This is a genomic window from Thiomicrolovo immobilis (assembly GCF_039645955.1).
In the GTDB taxonomy this organism is placed as follows: domain Bacteria; phylum Campylobacterota; class Campylobacteria; order Campylobacterales; family Sulfurimonadaceae; genus Thiomicrolovo; species Thiomicrolovo diazotrophicus.
Genome location: NZ_CP147916.1, coordinates 1 through 17,186 on the forward strand (window position 1 = coordinate 1; position 17,186 = coordinate 17,186).

16 protein-coding genes are annotated in these 17,186 nt (G+C 57.4%); 13 read left to right on the forward strand and 3 right to left on the reverse strand.

The genetic code is table 11. The annotated features are described in order from the left end of the window. Positions 1 to 77: 77 nt before the first annotated feature. From dnaA to WCX72_RS00035, 7 genes are all read left to right on the forward strand, one after another. Positions 78 to 1,412 carry a chromosomal replication initiator protein DnaA gene (dnaA, locus tag WCX72_RS00005; protein ID WP_345970179.1) on the forward strand — a complete coding sequence of 445 codons (1,335 nt, stop codon included), beginning with the start codon at positions 78 to 80 and terminating at the stop codon, positions 1,410 to 1,412. A 194-nt stretch (positions 1,413 to 1,606) separates the two neighbouring features. Beyond that, complete coding sequence (dnaN, locus tag WCX72_RS00010; RefSeq protein ID WP_345970180.1) at positions 1,607 to 2,677, forward strand: DNA polymerase III subunit beta; 1,071 nt, start codon at positions 1,607 to 1,609, stop codon at positions 2,675 to 2,677. Between the two features lie 116 nt (positions 2,678 to 2,793). Further along, the gene (gene gyrB, locus WCX72_RS00015; protein WP_345970181.1) at positions 2,794 to 5,106 is read left to right on the forward strand and encodes a DNA topoisomerase (ATP-hydrolyzing) subunit B; all 2,313 of its coding nucleotides are present in this window, start codon (positions 2,794 to 2,796) and stop codon (positions 5,104 to 5,106) included. A gap of 3 nt (positions 5,107 to 5,109) precedes the next feature. Further along, complete coding sequence (locus WCX72_RS00020) at positions 5,110 to 6,519, forward strand: GGDEF domain-containing protein (protein ID WP_345970182.1); 1,410 nt, start codon at positions 5,110 to 5,112, stop codon at positions 6,517 to 6,519. Further along, the gene (gene queF, locus WCX72_RS00025) at positions 6,519 to 6,902 is read left to right on the forward strand and encodes a preQ(1) synthase (RefSeq protein WP_345970183.1); all 384 of its coding nucleotides are present in this window, start codon (positions 6,519 to 6,521) and stop codon (positions 6,900 to 6,902) included. The genes WCX72_RS00020 and queF overlap by 1 nt, the downstream gene beginning before the upstream one ends. 94 nt (positions 6,903 to 6,996) lie before the next feature. Beyond that, entirely contained in the window at positions 6,997 to 7,338 is a 342-nt protein-coding gene (locus WCX72_RS00030) for a hypothetical protein (protein ID WP_231019532.1), read from the forward strand. Continuing rightward, on the forward strand, positions 7,338 to 7,823 hold the full coding sequence (locus tag WCX72_RS00035) for a histidine phosphatase family protein (protein ID WP_345970184.1): 486 nt from the start codon (positions 7,338 to 7,340) through the stop codon (positions 7,821 to 7,823). Before WCX72_RS00030 ends, WCX72_RS00035 begins: the two co-directional genes overlap by 1 nt. Here the strand turns inward: WCX72_RS00035 and WCX72_RS00040 are convergent. Further along, positions 7,802 to 9,088, reverse strand: coding sequence for a hypothetical protein (locus WCX72_RS00040; protein WP_345970185.1), 1,287 nt, complete (start codon positions 9,086 to 9,088; stop codon positions 7,802 to 7,804). The two genes, WCX72_RS00035 and WCX72_RS00040, sit on opposite strands and share 22 nt — an antisense overlap. A gap of 72 nt (positions 9,089 to 9,160) precedes the next feature. Here WCX72_RS00040 and WCX72_RS00045 point away from each other — a divergent pair, with 72 nt between their 5' ends. The 6 genes from WCX72_RS00045 (at position 9,161) to eda (ending at position 16,166) form a co-directional block, all read left to right on the forward strand. After that, on the forward strand, positions 9,161 to 9,871 hold the full coding sequence (locus tag WCX72_RS00045; protein WP_231019536.1) for a YebC/PmpR family DNA-binding transcriptional regulator: 711 nt from the start codon (positions 9,161 to 9,163) through the stop codon (positions 9,869 to 9,871). Positions 9,872 to 10,046: 175 nt separating this feature from the next. Beyond that, positions 10,047 to 11,537 carry a pyruvate kinase gene (gene pyk / locus WCX72_RS00050; RefSeq protein WP_345970186.1) on the forward strand — a complete coding sequence of 497 codons (1,491 nt, stop codon included), beginning with the start codon at positions 10,047 to 10,049 and terminating at the stop codon, positions 11,535 to 11,537. Between the two features lie 15 nt (positions 11,538 to 11,552). After that, positions 11,553 to 13,019, forward strand: a complete 1,467-nt coding sequence (gene zwf / locus WCX72_RS00055) for a glucose-6-phosphate dehydrogenase (protein ID WP_345970187.1) — start codon at positions 11,553 to 11,555, stop codon at positions 13,017 to 13,019. Continuing rightward, positions 13,006 to 13,701 carry a 6-phosphogluconolactonase gene (gene pgl / locus WCX72_RS00060; RefSeq protein ID WP_345970188.1) on the forward strand — a complete coding sequence of 232 codons (696 nt, stop codon included), beginning with the start codon at positions 13,006 to 13,008 and terminating at the stop codon, positions 13,699 to 13,701. Before zwf ends, pgl begins: the two co-directional genes overlap by 14 nt. A 9-nt stretch (positions 13,702 to 13,710) precedes the next feature. Further along, positions 13,711 to 15,543, forward strand: coding sequence for a phosphogluconate dehydratase (gene edd / locus WCX72_RS00065; protein WP_345970189.1), 1,833 nt, complete (start codon positions 13,711 to 13,713; stop codon positions 15,541 to 15,543). Further along, positions 15,540 to 16,166 (forward strand): bifunctional 4-hydroxy-2-oxoglutarate aldolase/2-dehydro-3-deoxy-phosphogluconate aldolase, encoded by a 627-nt coding sequence (gene eda / locus WCX72_RS00070; RefSeq protein ID WP_345970190.1) that lies wholly within the window; start codon positions 15,540 to 15,542, stop codon positions 16,164 to 16,166. The genes edd and eda overlap by 4 nt, the downstream gene beginning before the upstream one ends. A 3-nt stretch (positions 16,167 to 16,169) precedes the next feature. On the opposite strand, the gene WCX72_RS00075 is transcribed toward eda, so the two are convergent. Both WCX72_RS00075 and WCX72_RS00080 read right to left on the reverse strand, forming a co-directional pair. After that, positions 16,170 to 16,568, reverse strand: a complete 399-nt coding sequence (locus WCX72_RS00075) for a hypothetical protein (protein WP_345970191.1) — start codon at positions 16,566 to 16,568, stop codon at positions 16,170 to 16,172. Between the two features lie 30 nt (positions 16,569 to 16,598). Then, entirely contained in the window at positions 16,599 to 17,129 is a 531-nt protein-coding gene (locus WCX72_RS00080) for a hypothetical protein (protein ID WP_345970192.1), read from the reverse strand. Positions 17,130 to 17,186: the final 57 nt, after the last annotated feature.

A 17,186-nucleotide genomic window follows, 5' to 3' on the forward strand; every position in this document is an offset into this window, starting at 1 on the left:
AGCATTAAGCCTCAAATTCTCTGCTATAATTCACATCGTTATTCACATTGTGGAAATTATAGCGAACGGGAGCTGCGATGACGATCGGCGATACGATTCTGGAGATGCTTAAAGAGGAGATCAGCGAGGTCGAATACAACCGCTACGTCAAACAGATGAGCTTTCTGTCCAAAGCGTCGCGCAGCGACCTCGCTGTCTTTGAAGTGCCGAACCCCCTCATCGCGAGCTGGATCAAGAACCGTTACGCCTCCAAGATCGCCCACCTCTTCGAGATCAAAACCGGTACCGGAAGGGAAGTCAATATCCGAGTCAAAAAGGCCAAAGGGGTGGCGGGCAAAAGCGGCCCGGCCGCGACGGTCGCCCCTTCCGAAGGGCCCAAGCACTCCATGCTCAACCCCGCCTACACCTTTGAAAACTTCGTCGCCGGCAGTTCCAACCAGTTCGCCTACGCCGCGGCCAAAAGCGTCAGCGAACGGCCGGGACAGGTCTACAACCCCCTCTTTATCTACGGCGGGGTGGGTCTGGGCAAAACCCACCTGATGCAGGCCATCGGCAATGTCATGCTCCTGCAGGGCAAAACCGTCGTCTACACCTCCGTCGAACAGTTCGTCAACGACTTTACCCGCCACCTGCGCAACCAGACAATGGACCGCTTTAAAGAGAAATACCGCCAGTGCGACCTGCTGCTGATCGACGACGTCCAGTTCCTCAGCAACAAGATCCAGACCCAGGAGGAGTTTTTTCACACCTTCGAAACCCTGCGCAGCGAGGGCAAACAGATCGTCCTCACCTCCGACAAACCCCCCAAGCGGATCGCCGGGCTTGAAGCGCGGCTGCAGAGCCGCTTCGAATGGGGGCTCGTCGCCGATATCCAGCCGCCGGAGCTGGAGACGAAGATCGCGATCATCAAGAAAAAATGCGAGATCAACCGGGTTATTCTCGGCGACGACGTCGTCAACTATATTGCCACCGTCATCGACAACAACACCAGGGAGATCGAGGGGATCCTCTCTAAGCTGCACGCCTACTCCCAGCTTATGCACCAGGAGATCACCCTCGATTTCGCCAAAAACGCCCTGCGCGAACAGCTCCAGGAGAAGAGCGACAACATCTCCATCGACGGGATCATGAAGACCATTGCCAAAGAGCTCAACGTCAAACCGAGCGAGATCCGCTCGAAAAGCCGCAGCCGCAACATCGTCGCCGCCCGCCGCGTCGCCATCTACCTTGCCCGCGAACTGACCCCGATGTCAATGCCGCAGATCGCCCAGTATTTCGGGATGAAAGACCACAGCACCGTCAGCCATACGATGAAAAAAATCCACCAGCTTCTCGAAGAGGATGAGAACTTCAAGGTCAAGATCAACGAACTGCATAATAAAATCACCGCCATGCCACCGGAGACTGTCTAAAAAAGCACCCTTTATCTATATTTTCTTTGCCAATAAAAAAAGATATAATGTGCCAAGTGAACAAATGTGAAGAAGGCATTCGACTTTATTCACATGGGAAAAGCCCCAAAAGTAGGGATGTTTTCTGCTTTTTCACAAAAAAACGGCAGACTACTATTATCTACTAAAAATTTAAATATATAACAGGAGCTTCGATGCAGTTCGAGATCGCCAAATCCGTGTTGGAAAATATCCTGATCCACACACAGCCGTTTCTGGAGAAAAAAGATCTCTCTCAGATCACATCCCACCTCTACTTCGAAGCGACTGCATCGAACACATTGACCGTCAAAGCCACCGACTATGAAATCGGTCTTGTGATTGAAGCCGGCAATATCAACGTCATCGAACCCGGCATGGCAACGGCCAACGGCAAAAAACTCCTCGACATCGTCCGCATCCTTAGCGACGGCAATGTCAACCTCAATACGAAAGACGGCATGCTCGACATCACCCAGGGACACTCCGACTTCCAGCTCCCCATGTACAATGCCCAGGAGTTCCCGGCTTTTGCCTCTATTGAGAACAAACCCGGTGTCGAGATCGATTCGGGTCTACTGATCAATTCCCTGAAAAAGATCACCCCTGCCGCCGATACGAACAATCCGAAGTTCGAGCTCAACGGTGCACTTATCGATATCAAATCCGACCAGATCAACTTTGTCGCTACGGATACCCGCCGTCTCGCCATCATCGCCATTCCGCAGACCAACGGCAGCGAACTCTCCCTGATCATTCCCAAAAAAGCGATTATCGAGATCCAGAAACTCTTTACCAGCAATATCGACATCTACTACGATGCCACCCATCTGCTGATCAAATCCGACCAGTACACCTTCTTTACGAAACTGATCAACGGGAAGTTCCCCGACTATAACCGCATTATCCCCGCATCGACACGCTACAACCTCACCCTGCCCAAAAGCGACATCGTCAATGCCATCAAGCAGATCACGACGATCTCGAATGATATGAAACTCACTCTGGAAAGCGGCCGTATCCTCTTTGAAAGCCTTAGTGACGAGAACAACAAGGCTACAACAGAGATCAATGTCGATACCGGGATCGATTCCTCTTTTGTTTTTGCCGTCAACAGCCGTTATATACTTGACTTCCTCGGGCAGATCGATCAGACCCATTTCACCCTCGGACTCAACGAACCCAATATGCCGTTCATGCTGCAAGAAGAGGAGTTCAAAACGATCGTCATGCCGATTGTCATCTGACCTGCGCTTCTCTTTTTTCGCAGGCAGAGCCTGCTCCCCTCTCCTATAAGCCCATAAAATTAATTTATTAGCCCTTTTTAGATAAAATTAAACCCATTTAGCCTACTGGAGCGATCATGGAACAAAATTACGGTGCTGGCAATATTAAAGTCCTCAAAGGACTCGAGGCCGTACGTAAACGTCCGGGGATGTATATCGGTGATACGGGCCATCGCGGTCTGCATCATCTCGTTTACGAAGTCATTGACAACTCCATCGATGAAGCGATGGCCGGCTACTGTGACACGATCAACGTAACGCTAACCAAAGCCGGTACAGCGGTCATCAGCGACAACGGGCGCGGTATTCCGACGGATATGCACCCGACCGAAAACATCTCAGCGGCAACTGTCGTTCTGACCGTTCTGCACGCCGGGGGAAAATTTGACAAGGATACCTACAAGGTCTCGGGCGGTCTGCACGGGGTCGGGGTCTCCGTCGTCAACGCCCTCAGTAGCAATCTGCACATGACAATCTACCGTGACGGCAAAGTCCATGAACAGGATTTCAAGCAGGGGATCCCTCAAGAGGCACTCGCTATTACGGGCAATACACGCAAACACGGTACGACGATCGAATTCGCCCCGGATCCCTCCATCTTCACCGAAACGGTCATTTTCGAGTACGACTACCTCGCCAAGCGTTTCAAAGAGCTCGCCTACCTCAACCCGAAGATCAAGATCATTTTCAAGGATGAACGTGACGGCAAAGATGAAACCTATCACTTCGAGGGGGGTATCACCCAGTTCGTACAAGACCTCAATAAAAAAGAGCAGGTCGCAGCGCCCTTCGAATACAGTGCCAAAATCGAGGACATCGAAGTCGATATCGCGCTGATGTACAACGAAACCTACGACGAGAAGGTCTACAGCTTCGTTAACAACATCCGCACGCCTAATGGCGGGACGCACGAAGCCGGCTTCCGCGCGGCGTTGACCCGTGCCATCTCCGTTTACAACTCCCAAAACGGCAACGCGAAGGAGAAAGACGTCAAGATCAGCGGTGATGACGTCAAAGAGGGCCTCATCGCCATCATCTCCGCCCGCGTGCCGGAACCGCAGTTCGAAGGGCAGACCAAGGGCAAGCTCGGGAACACCTATGTGCGTCCGCTGGTTCAGAAACTCTCCTATGAGCAGCTGGCGAAGTATTTCGAAGAGAACCCCATCGAGGCCAAGGCGATCGTGCAGAAAGCGCTCCTCGCCGCCAAGGGACGCGAAGCGGCGAAAAAAGCGCGCGACCTGACCCGCCGCAAGGACTCCATGAGCGTCGGCACCCTGCCGGGGAAACTGGCCGACTGCCAGAGCAAAGACGCGACGATCAGCGAACTCTACCTCGTCGAGGGCGACTCCGCGGGCGGTTCGGCCAAGCAGGGGCGCGACCGCGTTTTCCAGGCGATCCTGCCGCTCAAAGGTAAGATCCTCAACGTCGAGAAGGCGCGTCTGGACAAGATCCTCAAATCCGACGAGATCACGAACATGATCACGGCACTGGGCTGCGGGATCGGTGAAGAGTTCGACGAAGAGAAGCTGCGCTACCACAAAATCATCATCATGACCGATGCCGACGTCGACGGTTCGCACATCCAGACCCTGCTGCTGACCTTCTTCTTCCGCTACTTCCCGACCATCGTCGAGAACGGGTATCTTTACCTGGCGCAGCCGCCGCTCTACCGCTACAAGAAGGGCAAGAAAGAGATCTATTTCAAAAACGACCGGGTCATGAACGACTTCCTGATCGAAAACGGCGTCGAGTCTCTTGAGATCGAGGGAATAGGCCATAACGATCTTGTCTCCTATTTCAAGATGGTCGACCACTACAACAGCAGCCTCGAAGCGCTGGAACGCCGCTACTCCCTTGTCAGCCTGATCCGCCACTTTATCGAGAACCCCGATATCATCGGGCTGGATTCGGAGAAAATGTACGCCGAGGTCGAACGTTTCCTCGCCGAACGCGGCAACAACATCCTTTCCAAACTGGTCAGCGAGGATGAAATCCATCTCTTCGTTCAGACGGGAGAGGGGATGGAAGAGCTCCGCATTAACGACGAGCTCTTCAGTGCCCCGCACTTCAACGAGGCGCAATTCGTCTTCGACAAGATGAAAGAGTGGGGCATCGCTATCGGCGGCGATCCGCTCGAGATCCTTGAGGAGATCAAGGAGTATGCGCGTAAAGGCTCTTACATCCAGCGCTACAAAGGGCTTGGTGAAATGAACCCCGAACAGCTGTGGGAGACGACGATGACACCGGAAAACCGCGTGCTGCTTCGCGTCACCATCGAAGATGCCGAAGCGGCGAGCGATGCCTTCAACCTCTTTATGGGCGACGAAGTCGAACCGCGCCGTAACTACATCGAGACCCACGCCAAGGACGTCAAACACCTTGACGTATAACCGATGAGTCTATTCTATCCCGAAGCCAAAGAGCGCGAAAACCGCTTCAAACTTGCCCTGCGAATGGGGCTCCCTGTTTTTGCGTTGGCAGTCATCACCACGGCATCGGTAATGCTGCGCTATTTCAATACGATTCCCAACACCTTTATTATCGTTGCCTTCAGCATGCTGGGCATTATGGTCTACTACCTCTTTTACCTGATCTACCAGGGATTCAACGAGCGGATCACGGATCCGATCAGCCATGCCTTTACCCGGGAGTATTTCAGCACGCTGATGCAAAAAGAGCTGAAAAGGAAGGATTACACTTTCTTTCTGCTCAGCGTCGTCAACCTCGACGACATCAACCATCAGTACGGGTTTGCAAACGGGGACAAAGTGCTCTACAGTGTCGCCAACAGGATCGCCGCCTATCTGAACGAGCAGAAGATGTACCGCGTACCGATCGCCCACTTCAAAGGGGGGGACTTTATCATCGCGCTCGAAGGGACGCAGGAGGAGTACAGCTCAATGATGGAGCTGCTCTGCGTGAAATTCCAGCACTACAGCCTTGAGGAGATCGAAATCGACATTCTCGGCTCAATGACAGATACAAACCATTCGCGTTCCATCGAGAAACTGGTCGACTGGCTGTATGAGCTGCAGGGTGAGAATGCGAAAATGCTCAAAACCGACGGGGAGGAGATCGACCCGGACACGGTGGAGCACCTGGTACTTGAAGCGGTCAACGCACGCTCCTTTTCCTATGCGTACCAGGCCGTGTTCGAGGAGGGGAAACCTCTGCTTTTCGAACAGGCCTTCAAGCTGGTCACGGGGGAGGGAAAACTCGTTCACCAGAAGCGCTTTATGCCGGTGATCAACCGTCTGGGACTGCTGCGCCGTTTTGACGAGATTCAGACCGAAGCGGCGCTGGCCGAAGTTGATAGCCTCGAACCGGGGCAGATGATCGCCGTCGATGTCTCCCCATCCTCGCTGCGAAACCCGCTTTTCCTGGAGCACATTATGATGCTGCTCTCCAATAACGACAAACTCCGCAACCGGCTGGTGTTCGTCATCAGCGAAAGCAACTTCTATCACCAGACGCCGCAGTTCAATACGAGGCTGCAGGCCTTCCGCCGGGCGGGGATCTATATCGCGCTTGACCGCCTGGGCGGGATACACGCTTCGCTGCGCTATCTGCAGGATCTCGACGTGGATTTCGTCCGTTACGAAAGCACGCTCGGGAAAAGCATAACGCAACCGCGGGTCCGTGCGCTGGTCGAGGGGCTGCAGCAAACGGTGAAAACGCTGGGGTACCGCAGCTGGATCCGGATGATCGAAGATGAAGCCGCCTATGATGCCGCAAAGGCGGTCGGGGTCGACATGATCCAGGGGAACTACCTCAGCCCCATTGATACCATCAAGGAGAAATAATGAAATACGGCGAAGAGATTATCGCAAACTTCGATGTGGAGAAGGATCTCGAGATCTGGCCAAACGAGCACAAACGCGACTATGTTATCAAGATGACTCTGCCGGAGTTCAGCTGTCTCTGCCCGCGCAGCGGCTATCCGGATTATGCGACCATCTACCTGGAATATACACCTGATGAATGGGTCGTCGAACTCAAGGCGATCAAACTCTACATCAACTCTTTCCGCGAGCGTCACATCTCCCATGAAAACAGCGCGAACGAGATCTATGGAGTCCTCGAGCGCAAGCTCAAGCCCAAATGGATGAAAATCACGGCGGACTTCAACCCCCGCGGGAATGTTCACACGGTCATCGAGATCGACAGCAGCCGAATAACAAAATAAATCATATAAATAATATTAATATTATCGTGCCATATTATTTAACGATTCTGTGGTAAAATTCTGCCCTATATTCCATGAGGAGACGGGGGAGAAAATGCAAGAGTCATTAGCGGACTTTTTTCAGACGCAGATGGAGCGTCAACTGGCCAAACGCAGCGGCGACGGTGCGGAGGCGATCATGATGGACATGCGGGACGACGGCATCGATTTTTATGCCGTGCTCAAACAGGATAAGCCGCTCTGCTTCTTCTGCCGTGGCATCCGGTACTTCAAATCTCCCGACGGAACCTTTACGATGCAGGCGGCAGACGGCACGGGGCTTCCCATTGATGAGAACGAATACCGCAGCCGTCTGGATTATGCGCTTTCGTGCATCGGCGCCAGTTCCGAAACGGGCGTCGGCGTGCTCGTCAAGAAACATATCAAAACCCTCTGATGCGTACGTTGACACTGATGCGGCATGCGAAGTCCTCCTGGGACGACCCGGCCCTCGGTGATCACGAACGCCCTCTCAATTCCCGCGGCAAGAAAGCGGCCAAAACCATGGCGCAGCGCCTTCACGCCGAACACTATACCCCCGATCTTATCCTGGTCTCTTCCGCCCGGCGTACCCGGCAGACGGCGGCAGCATTGCAAAAAGTTTATGACGGGGCGTTAGCCGTTCAAACGGAACCGTTACTGTACGAGGCTTCGTCCGAAACCTATGCCGAGGTGATCCGAAAGGTCGATGACGCCGTCGACGAACTGATGATCATCGGACACAACCCGACCATAGAGTGGATAGCCGAAACCTTGGGCGGAAAAGCCGTCCACATGCCGACCGCGGCCTATATCCGATTTGCGATTCCCTGCAGCTGGTCGGCGTTTCAATTCGAACGTTATGAAACCCTCGCCTACGATTATCCCAAATCCGACAGATAATCCTTCAGCCATGCCTTCGCACCTTCCTCATCCGAGAACGCGCCCTCGAGCTGGGCGTCGTAGGCCGCATCCAGAATCGTTTTAAAACGGGGGGAGGGTGATAGCCCGGCGGCGATCAGCGTCTCTCCGTTCAGCAGGGCGCTCCTGGGTGCATTCAGCACGCCCAGTCTCTCCGCCTTGTGCAGCAGCCATACCACGGCATCGCTCGTCTCTGCGGCGGGGTGGCGTCCGCGGTAGCAGGCTTCGGCAACGGCGGCGATCGTGTCGATCCGCACGTCCCGTGCCAGGCGCATCACCTCCGCGTCCGGCGCCGCTTCGGCGTAGAGCCGTTCGGGTTGGCCGTGGTACTTTACATAATCAAGCACGTTCAAAACAAGCCGTTTGTCATCGGTGAGTGATGTGAGAAAGGCGTTTGGATCTTGCATACCGATGCAGAGCGGGGCGAACATCATGGCAAGAGGGTCGCTGTTAACGCGGCGGCGGATGACTGCCATCGTATCGAGCGCCCGCAGCACGATGTCCCAGAGATCGGTCGCTACCAGTGCGGCCAGTTCGGGAAAGAACGGGGTAATGTGAAGAAGATGCATCGTCCGCAGGCCGACGGAGGGGGTGTCGGACTTGAGGAGGAGCTTTTTGAACTCTTCGAAGATGCGTTCTTTGGGCAGTTCGGCGAGCATCCCTTGTGCCATCATCGTGTGCGCCAGGCGTATCAGATGCGGGTCCGGGATGAGACGGAAACGGGCGGAGAACTGTACGGCGCGCAGTAGCCGCAGCGGGTCTTCGACGAAGGTGCTTTCGTTGACGCAGCGCAGGGTCTGCGTTTCCAGGTCCCTCTCTCCGCCGTAGGGATCGAGGAGTTCCTTTTTGACCGGATCGTAGCCGATGGCGTTCACGGTGAAATCGCGTCGTTTGGCCGCTGTTTTAAAATCAAACGTCTCAAACGTCGTGACGGCAAATCCCGTATGGCCCGGCCCGGTTTTCGTCTCGACCCGGGGGAGGGAGAGGTCGAGGTCGTAATCGCCTAGGCTCAGTTTGAGAACGCCGAAGGATTTGCCAACGCTGTTGACGCTGCCGAAGGGGGTTAGCAGCGGGATAAGGGCCTCCAGGGAGCCGGCGCCGAAACACTCGATATCGATATCCTTGCTGGGAACCTCCAGCAGCGCATCACGCACATAGCCGCCGACGAACACGGGGCGCACCCCCTGCGCGGCGAGGGCGTCAATGAGCGGGGCGAGGGCATCGGGGAGTGCGGGCATCGGCTTCATACCGTTATTGTAGCGAAGGCTTTTGCTATAATTGCGGAAACAAAAGGGGAGACCCCCTGTAAAGAGGATACGATGGGTAGAGCGTTTGAGTACCGCCGCGCGGCGAAAGAGAAGCGCTGGGGCAATATGTCCCGGATTTTTCCGAAACTGGCCAAGACGATCACGATGGCGGCCAAAGCGGGGGGACCGGACCCCGATATGAACCCGCAGCTGCGTCTGGCGATTCAGACCGCCAAAGCGCAGAACATGCCCAAGGACAACATCGAAGCGGCGATTAAACGCGCCAGCGGGAAAGACGCTGCCGACATTGCCGAGGTCAACTTTGAGGGCAAGGGGCCGCACGGCGCGCTGATCTTCGTCGAGTGCGCGACGGACAACAACAACCGCAGCGTCGCCAACGTGCGCAGCTACTTCAACAAAAGCGGGGGCGAACTGCTCAAAACCGGTTCGCTCGAGTTCATGTTCGACCGCAAAGCGGTCTTCGAATTTGAAAAAACGGACGCGATGGATCTTGAAGAGATGGAGCTTGAGCTGATCGATGCCGGCCTTGAAGAGCTGGACGAGAACGAGGGGACTGTCTACGTTAACGGCGACTATACCAGTTTCGGTTCACTCCAGGAAGCCCTGGAGGGGATGGGAATCGAAGTGAAGAAAGCCTCCCTGCAGCGCCTTCCGAACAATCCGCAGAGCTTCACCGAAGAGCAGATGGAAGAGGTCGAGAAACTGATCGATAAACTCGAAGAGGATGACGACGTCCAGGCCGTCTACACAAACATCGAATAATCCCCCGCGGGGGCCCTACTGTCTCCCCGCTGACCACCTACTGCCTTTTTTGTAATCATTCTGCTACTGTACCGCGATACGATTTTGGTTATCATAGTTCCAAGAATGCCATTTCCGGTCTGCGGTCCGGAGACGTGTTTTGGCGCAATGTCCGGAAGGACGCGGAAGGATTGCGATGAAAAAACATACCAAGATTCTGGCGACCGTGGGCCCGGCCTGCGAAGACGTCGACACCCTGGAGCAGATGATCCGTGCGGGCGTCAATGTCTTCCGTCTCAACTTCAGCCACGGGACCCACGACTACCACGAAGCCAATCTCAAACGCATTTACGAAGCGGCGGGCCGCTGCGGTCTGATCGTTGGCGTCCTGCAGGATATCAGCGGACCGAAGGTGCGTATCGGCCTCATCGACGGCATCGTGACGCTCTCCCCCGGCGACAGGATCGAGTTTACGGCCGAAGAGAGTGACGGCGTCTTTATCGAGCCGGGACGCCTGCGCCTCAGCCTCAACCACCCTGAACTGTTGGCCAAGGTCAAGCAGGGGGAGGCGATTTATTTTGCCGACGGCTCCCTGCGCACCACGGTCGTCGCGACGGGCGATACCGTCGTCTGCGAAGTACAGAACAGCGGCCAACTCAGCTCCCGCAAGGGGGTCAACTTCCCCCACACTTCCCTGGGACTGGAGGTCCTGACGGCGAAGGACCGCGAGGATATCGCCTGGGGGGTGAAGAACGGGGTCGATTTCATGGCAATCTCCTTTGTGCAGACGGCAAAGGATATGGAGGATGTACGGGCCGAGGTCGAGCGCCACAACGGTAGGGCCCAGCTGATCGCGAAGATCGAAAAGTTCGACGCCGTCGAAAACATCGATGCGATCCTCGAAGCCAGCGACGGGCTGATGGTGGCGCGGGGGGACCTGGGAATCGAGGTCCCTTTCTACAAGGTACCGACGCTGCAGAAGATGCTCATCCGCAAAGCCAACGAAAAAAGCAAACCCGTCATTACCGCCACGCAGATGCTCCTCTCCATGACCCAGGCCGAACGGGCGACGCGGGCGGAGATCAGCGACGTTGCCAACGCCGTGCTCGACGGTACCGACTGCGTGATGCTCTCCGAGGAGAGTGCCGTGGGTGCCTACCCGGTTAAAGCGGTCGAAACGATGACGGAGACGATCCGCGAGACGGAGAAGATCTACCCGTACCACAAGTTCGCGCAGTTCGAATGTTTCGACGAGATGGACGTGATCGACGAATCGGCGGTCCTGTTGTCGCAGAAGATCGACGCCGAGGCCATTATCGCGCTAACGGCGTCGGGGCAGTCGGCGAAAAAACTGGCGCGCTACCGCCCCGAGAACCCCATTCTGGCCGTGATGCACAGTGACCGCGTAGCGCGGCTTCTGACCCTGGTCTGGGGAGTCGTCCCGGCGTTTCTGACGCGGACGACGAGCGTGGACAAGATGCTGATCGAGGTGGTGCAGAGCGGACTGGCGCGGCAGGTGCTTGACCGCCACGCCATGTACATCGTCACCGCGGGCGATCCCATCGGCGTGCCCGGTACAACAAACGCCATCCGCATACTGCGTGAAAACGAGATGGAGTATTTCGCGTCGGCGGCGCTCAAAAAGCGCTCCAAGAAGATGCCAGAGGGCGCAGCAACCCTCTTTTAATAAAGGACGACCGTTATGAGTGAAACCGCCAACGTTTGCGATATTGTTATTTTCGGAGGACACGGGGATCTCTCCCTGCGCAAGCTCATTCCCGCCCTTTACCATCTCTGCAGCGACGGCTACGTGGCCCCGACGAGCCGCATCATCGCCACGAGCCGCCACGAGGTGTCGCGCGAGGAACATCTCGCCCTGGTCAAGGAGAAGCTGCAGCTTTTCCTGAAAGAGGGGTGCTTCGAAGAGGCGCACTGGGAGAGCTTTGCCCGGCAGCTGGAGGTCGTCACCGTCGACCTGGGCGTGGAGGAGAGCTACGGCGCTCTTGCTGCAATGCTCGGGGAACAGCCCGACCGCGACCGCGTCAACTACCTCTCGACGGCGCCCACCTTTTTCGGCCCAATCTGCAAAGCGCTCAACCACTGGGGACTGATCACGCCGGTCAGCCGCGTGGTGCTGGAGAAGCCGATCGGCCGGGACCTAGCTTCCTCCCAGGAGATCAACGACGAGGTCGCCCTCTATTTCGAAGAGCAGGCGATCTTCCGGATCGACCACTACCTGGGAAAGGATACCGTTCAGAACATTCTCGCCCTGCGCTTTTCGAACATGCTGTTCATGCCGCTGTGGAACGGGCAGGACATCGACCATATCCAGATTACGGCGGCCGAGAGCGTCGGCCTGGAAGGGCGTCACAGCTACTACGAGGATTACGGCGCCTTCCGGGACATGATCCAGAACCACCTGATGCAGCTGCTCTGCCTCGTGGCGATGGAGCCGCCCTGTTCGCTCGAAGCCGACAGCATCCGCGACGAGAAGGTGAAGGTGCTGCGTTCGCTGCGCCCCTTCGCCTCCAGCGACGTGAGCGAAAAAACGGTCCGCGGCCGCTACACGGCGGGGATCATCAACGCCGAGAAGGTGCCGGGCTACCTGGAGGAGGGGGTTCCCCCCGATTCGACGACCGAGACCTTTGCGGCGGTGCGCGCCGAGGTGGACAACTGGCGCTGGCAGGGGGTGCCTTTTTACCTGCGGACCGGCAAGCGGATGAGCAAGCGCTATACGGAGATCGTCGTGCAGTTCAAGGAGGTCCCCTACCAGATCTTCGCGAACAAGGGGCGCTGCATCTCTCCCAACCGGCTGGTGATCATGCTGCAGCCCGAGGAGAGCATCAAACTCAAGATCATGACGAAGATCCCGGGACTCTCTGAGCAGATGCACCTGCGGGAGATGGCGCTCGATCTTAACATCCCGGAAAACGCGCCGCGCACCCCGGAAGCGTACGAACGGCTGCTGCTCGATGTCATCCGCAACAACGCGACGCTCTTTATGCGGCGCGATGAGGTCGAAGCGGCGTGGCGATGGGCGGACCCCATTCTCGAAGAGTGGGAAGGGGGCGCGGTCGGCCTCAAGAGCTATGCGGCCGGGACCGACGGACCGACGGCGGCCATCGCCATGATCGAGCGTGACGGCAGGAGCTGGTATGAAGAGCACTGAGACCGTTTTTCACATCTACGATTCGCTTCCGACCCTGCACAAGACGCTCGCCTACAAGGTGGCGCGGGACCTCGACGCGGCCATTGCCGCGAAAGGGAGCGCCTCGCTGCTGCTTTCGGGCGGCAATACGCCCCGTCCCTTCCTCGTACAGCTCGCCGCCGAGAATGTCGACTGGAGCCAGGTGACGGTGGGGCTTGTGGACGAACGCTGGGTCGACCCGGAATCGGGGGCGAGCAACGAGAACCTGGTCCGCAGCGAACTGCTCGCCAACGGGGCGGAGGCGGCAACCTTCGTCGGCATGTACCGCCCGGGCGAGACGGCGGCGGAAGCGGTGGTAGGGGTCGAGGCCGCTTACAAGGCTTTTTACCCTTTTGACGTCGTGGTGCTCGGCATGGGGAGCGACGGTCACACCGCGTCGCTCTTTCCGGGCCGTCCCGAGCTGGAGGGTCTGTTGAACGGTGCCGCCCTCTGCGGGGCTACCGAGGCCCCGACGGAACCGAAAGAACGGATGTCACTCTCGCTGCACGCCATCGCCTCCTCCGCGCACTGCTACCTGCACATCGAGGGTGGGGCGAAACTGGCCGTCTATGAAGCCGCCCTCGACGGCGACGATGTCGATATAATGCCCGTTCGTGCCGTGCTGAACCACCCCGACATCGCACTGGAAGTCTTTTACGCCTAGGAGGTCATCATGCATCCCGTTATCCTTGAAGTGACCGAGCGGATCCGCACGCGATCCCTCCCGACCCGCGAACGCTACCTGCAGCGGATCGACGCGGCGCATCATGCGCACCACGCCAACCGCGAAGTGCTGGGGTGCAGCAACCTCGCCCACGCCATGGCCGCGGAGTCGAAGGATGAGAAGCACAAACTGGCAGGGACGGTGACGCCCCATATCGGTATCGTGACCGCCTACAACGACATGCTCTCCGCGCATCAGCCCTATGCTACCTACCCCCCGCTGATCAAGCGCGCGCTCATGGATGTCGGCGCGACGGCGCAGGTGGCCGGCGGGGTGCCGGCGATGTGCGACGGGGTGACCCAGTCGCAGCCCGGGATGGAACTCTCCCTTTTCAGTCGCGATACCATTGCGATGGCGACGGGCATCGCCCTGTCGCACAACGTCTTTGACGGCGCACTCTACCTCGGCATCTGCGACAAGATCGTGCCGGGGTTGCTCATCGGGGCGCTGACCTTCGGGCATCTGCCCGCCGTTTTCGTCCCCGCGGGCCCGATGCCCTCGGGGATCAGCAATGCCGAAAAGGCGCTTGTACGCCAAGAGTACGCCCAGGGCAAGGTCGGCAAGGATGCCCTACTGCGGACCGAGGCCGCTTCATACCATAGCAGCGGGACTTGTACCTTCTACGGCACGGCCAATTCCAACCAGATGCTGATGGAAGTGATGGGGCTGCACATTCCCGGCAGCGCCTTCGTCAATACCAACACGCCGCTGCGCGACGCACTGACATCGGCGGCGGCGCAGCGGGTGGCGGCGCTCACCCAGCTGGGAGAGACCTACCTGCCCGTCGGGCGGATGATCGACGAGCGCAGTTTTGTCAATGCCGTCATCGGCCTGATGGCGACGGGGGGATCGACGAACCACACCCTGCACCTCATCGCCATGGCAAAGGCGGCGGGAATCGTGCTGACCTGGGACGACTTCGACGCCCTCTCCGCCGTGACGCCTTTGCTGTGCAAGATGTACCCCAACGGCCAGGCGGACGTCAACCACTTCCGCGACGCGGGCGGCATGGGGCTCGTCATCCGCGAACTGCTCGATGCGGGGCTGCTGCACGAGGAAGTACAGACTGTCATGGGGACGGGGCTGCGCCGCTATACGGAGCGCCCGGTGCTGGAGGAGGGTGCGCTCGCCTTTCACCCTGCGCCGGAGGCCTCGCTCAACCCCGACGTCGTCTCGACGGTGGAAGAGCCCTTCTCCCACGAAGGGGGACTGGCGCTGCTGGAGGGAAACCTCGGCCGCAGCGTCATCAAGATCTCCGCGCTCAAACCGGAACTGATGCACATCGAGGGCGAAGCGCGGGTCTTCGACTCCCAGGAGGCGCTGCAGAGCGCGTTCAAGGCGGGGGAACTTGAACGCGACTTCATCGCCGTCGTCCGCTTCCAGGGACCGGGGGCAAACGGCATGCCGGAGCTGCACGGCCTGATGCCGCCGCTGGGCGTGCTGCAGGACAAAGGGTACAAGGTCGCCATCGTCACCGACGGCCGGATGTCGGGGGCGTCGGGCAAAGTGCCTTCTGCCATCCACATGACCCCCGAAGCGTCCCACGGCGGCCTTCTGGCCAAGGTGCGCGACGGGGACCGCATGGTGCTCGACGTGCATGAAAAGCGGCTGGAGCTGCTGGTCGATGCGGTGGAACTGGCTGCGCGGGAACCCGCCACGCCGTCGCTTCTGCACAACCGTCACGGCATGGGCCGCGAACTCTTCGCCCTCATGCGCCAAAACGTCGGCAGCGCGGAAGAGGGGGCGACGATCTTCGACGCCGTCGGAGAGGAGCGGGCATGACGGCAGCGGAACTTTTTACCATCTCACCGGTCGTCCCGGTCGTCGTGCTTGAAAAGGCGGAAGACGCCATTCCGCTGGCCGAAGCGTTGCTCGAAGGCGGTGTGGGCATTATGGAAGTGACCCTGCGCAGCGACGCGGCCCTTGCCTCCATCGAGGCCATTGCCAAAGCGGTGCCGCAAATGCGTGTCGGCGCCGGGACTGTTATCGACGCTAACGGCCTGTTACGGGTCCGTGAGGCGGGCGGCGGGTTCTCGTTCAGTCCAGGTATCAGTCCGGAACTGCTGGAAACGAGTGCGACGGAGGGGATTGCTTTCATCCCCGGTGTCGCGACGGCGAGCGAAGTGATGATGGCCATCAACGCCGGCGTCACGGGCTGCAAACTCTTCCCCGCCACCGCCGTCGGGGGCGTCGAATTGCTCAAGGGATTCGCCGGGCCTTTCCCGCAGATGCGTTTCTGCCCCACCGGCGGTGTCGGTCTCTCCAATATGAATGACTTTCTCGCCCTGCCGAACGTCTCGTGCGTCGGCGGGAGCTGGATCGTGCCGAAAGCGGATGTGGGTGCGGGGGCGTTCGGGAAGATCACGGCGCTGTGCAAAGAGGCGATTGCGAAAGCGCAACGGTAGCGCTTATTGTTCGATCTGGCGCAGGATCTCCTTCGCTATCCGCTCCATCCGCTCCAGGCTGATATGCGCCTTTTCCAGGAACGCGGGGTTGTACTGCTCCGGGTTTGACCACTCTTTACCCTTGATCTGGCACCTTCGGGCAAGCTTTTCGATGCCGAGGTCGTGCAGGGCGAATCCCAGTTCCGTCCAAAGCACGGTCAGATGCTTCTCCGCAGCGTGGTCGCGTGTGCCGGTGTCGCGCACCTGCCGGATATAGACGGCAGTTTCCCGCGCGGCGGTAATGACGTCTCTCAGCGCTTTGACGGATTGCCGTTTGCGCGCTTCGCCCGCACGGCCCAGGTTGATGAGCCATGAGCCGGTGTGTTTGAAGATGTCCCAGAGTACTCCGGCGCTAATATCCATCTTTTCCCTTCACGAAGTTATTGGTCTTAGTCAATGCAGTTCATTGATTATAAACTCTTCCAAGCATTCTAGCCAATCAAGTGCATCAGCAACCGGAAGCATGTTCAATGAGAGTTCTTGATTTTCCATGGATGCTTCAAGAGTAATCGTACCCCATTCTAGTGGAAGTCTTGGAGGATCGTATTTACCAAACTTAATAATAAAGTTATGGTTTATAGCATTACGCAAAATGCGAAAAACATAAAACCAAGGTTGTGCTTCCATTTTTTGGGTTTGATTCGAGTTAGCACAGTAGTCCTTTGTTAACTCGAAGGCCTCCGAAATAGCAGACCTTACAGCCGTAAAATAAAGCTGGTCGGCAGTATGTGTTAGTTTGCCAGTGTCCCCTAGGAGTTGCAGAGATTTACGTAAGCCATTATTGTTTATAGTGTCTTCACCCACTGCAACTCTAAAACTTTCACCCAAATTTCCTCTGCGGGCCAAAACCCGCAATACACTGACTAGACGAATATTGTTTGCATGAGATTCTATGACACCGAGTAGTTCTCTTTTATTTAGCATATGAAGTACCTAATTAGTTATTAGTTAAATTAGTTTTTAAAATATTAACTCATCCAA

Excerpts from the sequence above, each read along its gene's own strand:
- WCX72_RS00020 (WP_345970182.1), top strand. The coding sequence starts at position 5,110 with ATGAGTCTATTCTATCCCGAAGCCAAAGAGCGCGAAAACCGCTTCAAA.
- eda (WP_345970190.1), top strand. The coding sequence starts at position 15,540 with ATGACGGCAGCGGAACTTTTTACCATCTCACCGGTCGTCCCGGTCGTC.
- queF (WP_345970183.1), top strand. The coding sequence starts at position 6,519 with ATGAAATACGGCGAAGAGATTATCGCAAACTTCGATGTGGAGAAGGAT.
- WCX72_RS00080 (WP_345970192.1), bottom strand. The coding sequence starts at position 17,129 with ATGCTAAATAAAAGAGAACTACTCGGTGTCATAGAATCTCATGCAAAC.
- edd (WP_345970189.1), top strand. The coding sequence starts at position 13,711 with ATGCATCCCGTTATCCTTGAAGTGACCGAGCGGATCCGCACGCGATCC.
- dnaN (WP_345970180.1), top strand. The coding sequence starts at position 1,607 with ATGCAGTTCGAGATCGCCAAATCCGTGTTGGAAAATATCCTGATCCAC.
- WCX72_RS00035 (WP_345970184.1), top strand. The coding sequence starts at position 7,338 with ATGCGTACGTTGACACTGATGCGGCATGCGAAGTCCTCCTGGGACGAC.
- gyrB (WP_345970181.1), top strand. The coding sequence starts at position 2,794 with ATGGAACAAAATTACGGTGCTGGCAATATTAAAGTCCTCAAAGGACTC.
- pyk (WP_345970186.1), top strand. The coding sequence starts at position 10,047 with ATGAAAAAACATACCAAGATTCTGGCGACCGTGGGCCCGGCCTGCGAA.
- WCX72_RS00040 (WP_345970185.1), bottom strand. The coding sequence starts at position 9,088 with ATGAAGCCGATGCCCGCACTCCCCGATGCCCTCGCCCCGCTCATTGAC.
- pgl (WP_345970188.1), top strand. The coding sequence starts at position 13,006 with ATGAAGAGCACTGAGACCGTTTTTCACATCTACGATTCGCTTCCGACC.
- dnaA (WP_345970179.1), top strand. The coding sequence starts at position 78 with ATGACGATCGGCGATACGATTCTGGAGATGCTTAAAGAGGAGATCAGC.
- WCX72_RS00075 (WP_345970191.1), bottom strand. The coding sequence starts at position 16,568 with ATGGATATTAGCGCCGGAGTACTCTGGGACATCTTCAAACACACCGGC.
- zwf (WP_345970187.1), top strand. The coding sequence starts at position 11,553 with ATGAGTGAAACCGCCAACGTTTGCGATATTGTTATTTTCGGAGGACAC.
- WCX72_RS00045 (WP_231019536.1), top strand. The coding sequence starts at position 9,161 with ATGGGTAGAGCGTTTGAGTACCGCCGCGCGGCGAAAGAGAAGCGCTGG.
- WCX72_RS00030 (WP_231019532.1), top strand. The coding sequence starts at position 6,997 with ATGCAAGAGTCATTAGCGGACTTTTTTCAGACGCAGATGGAGCGTCAA.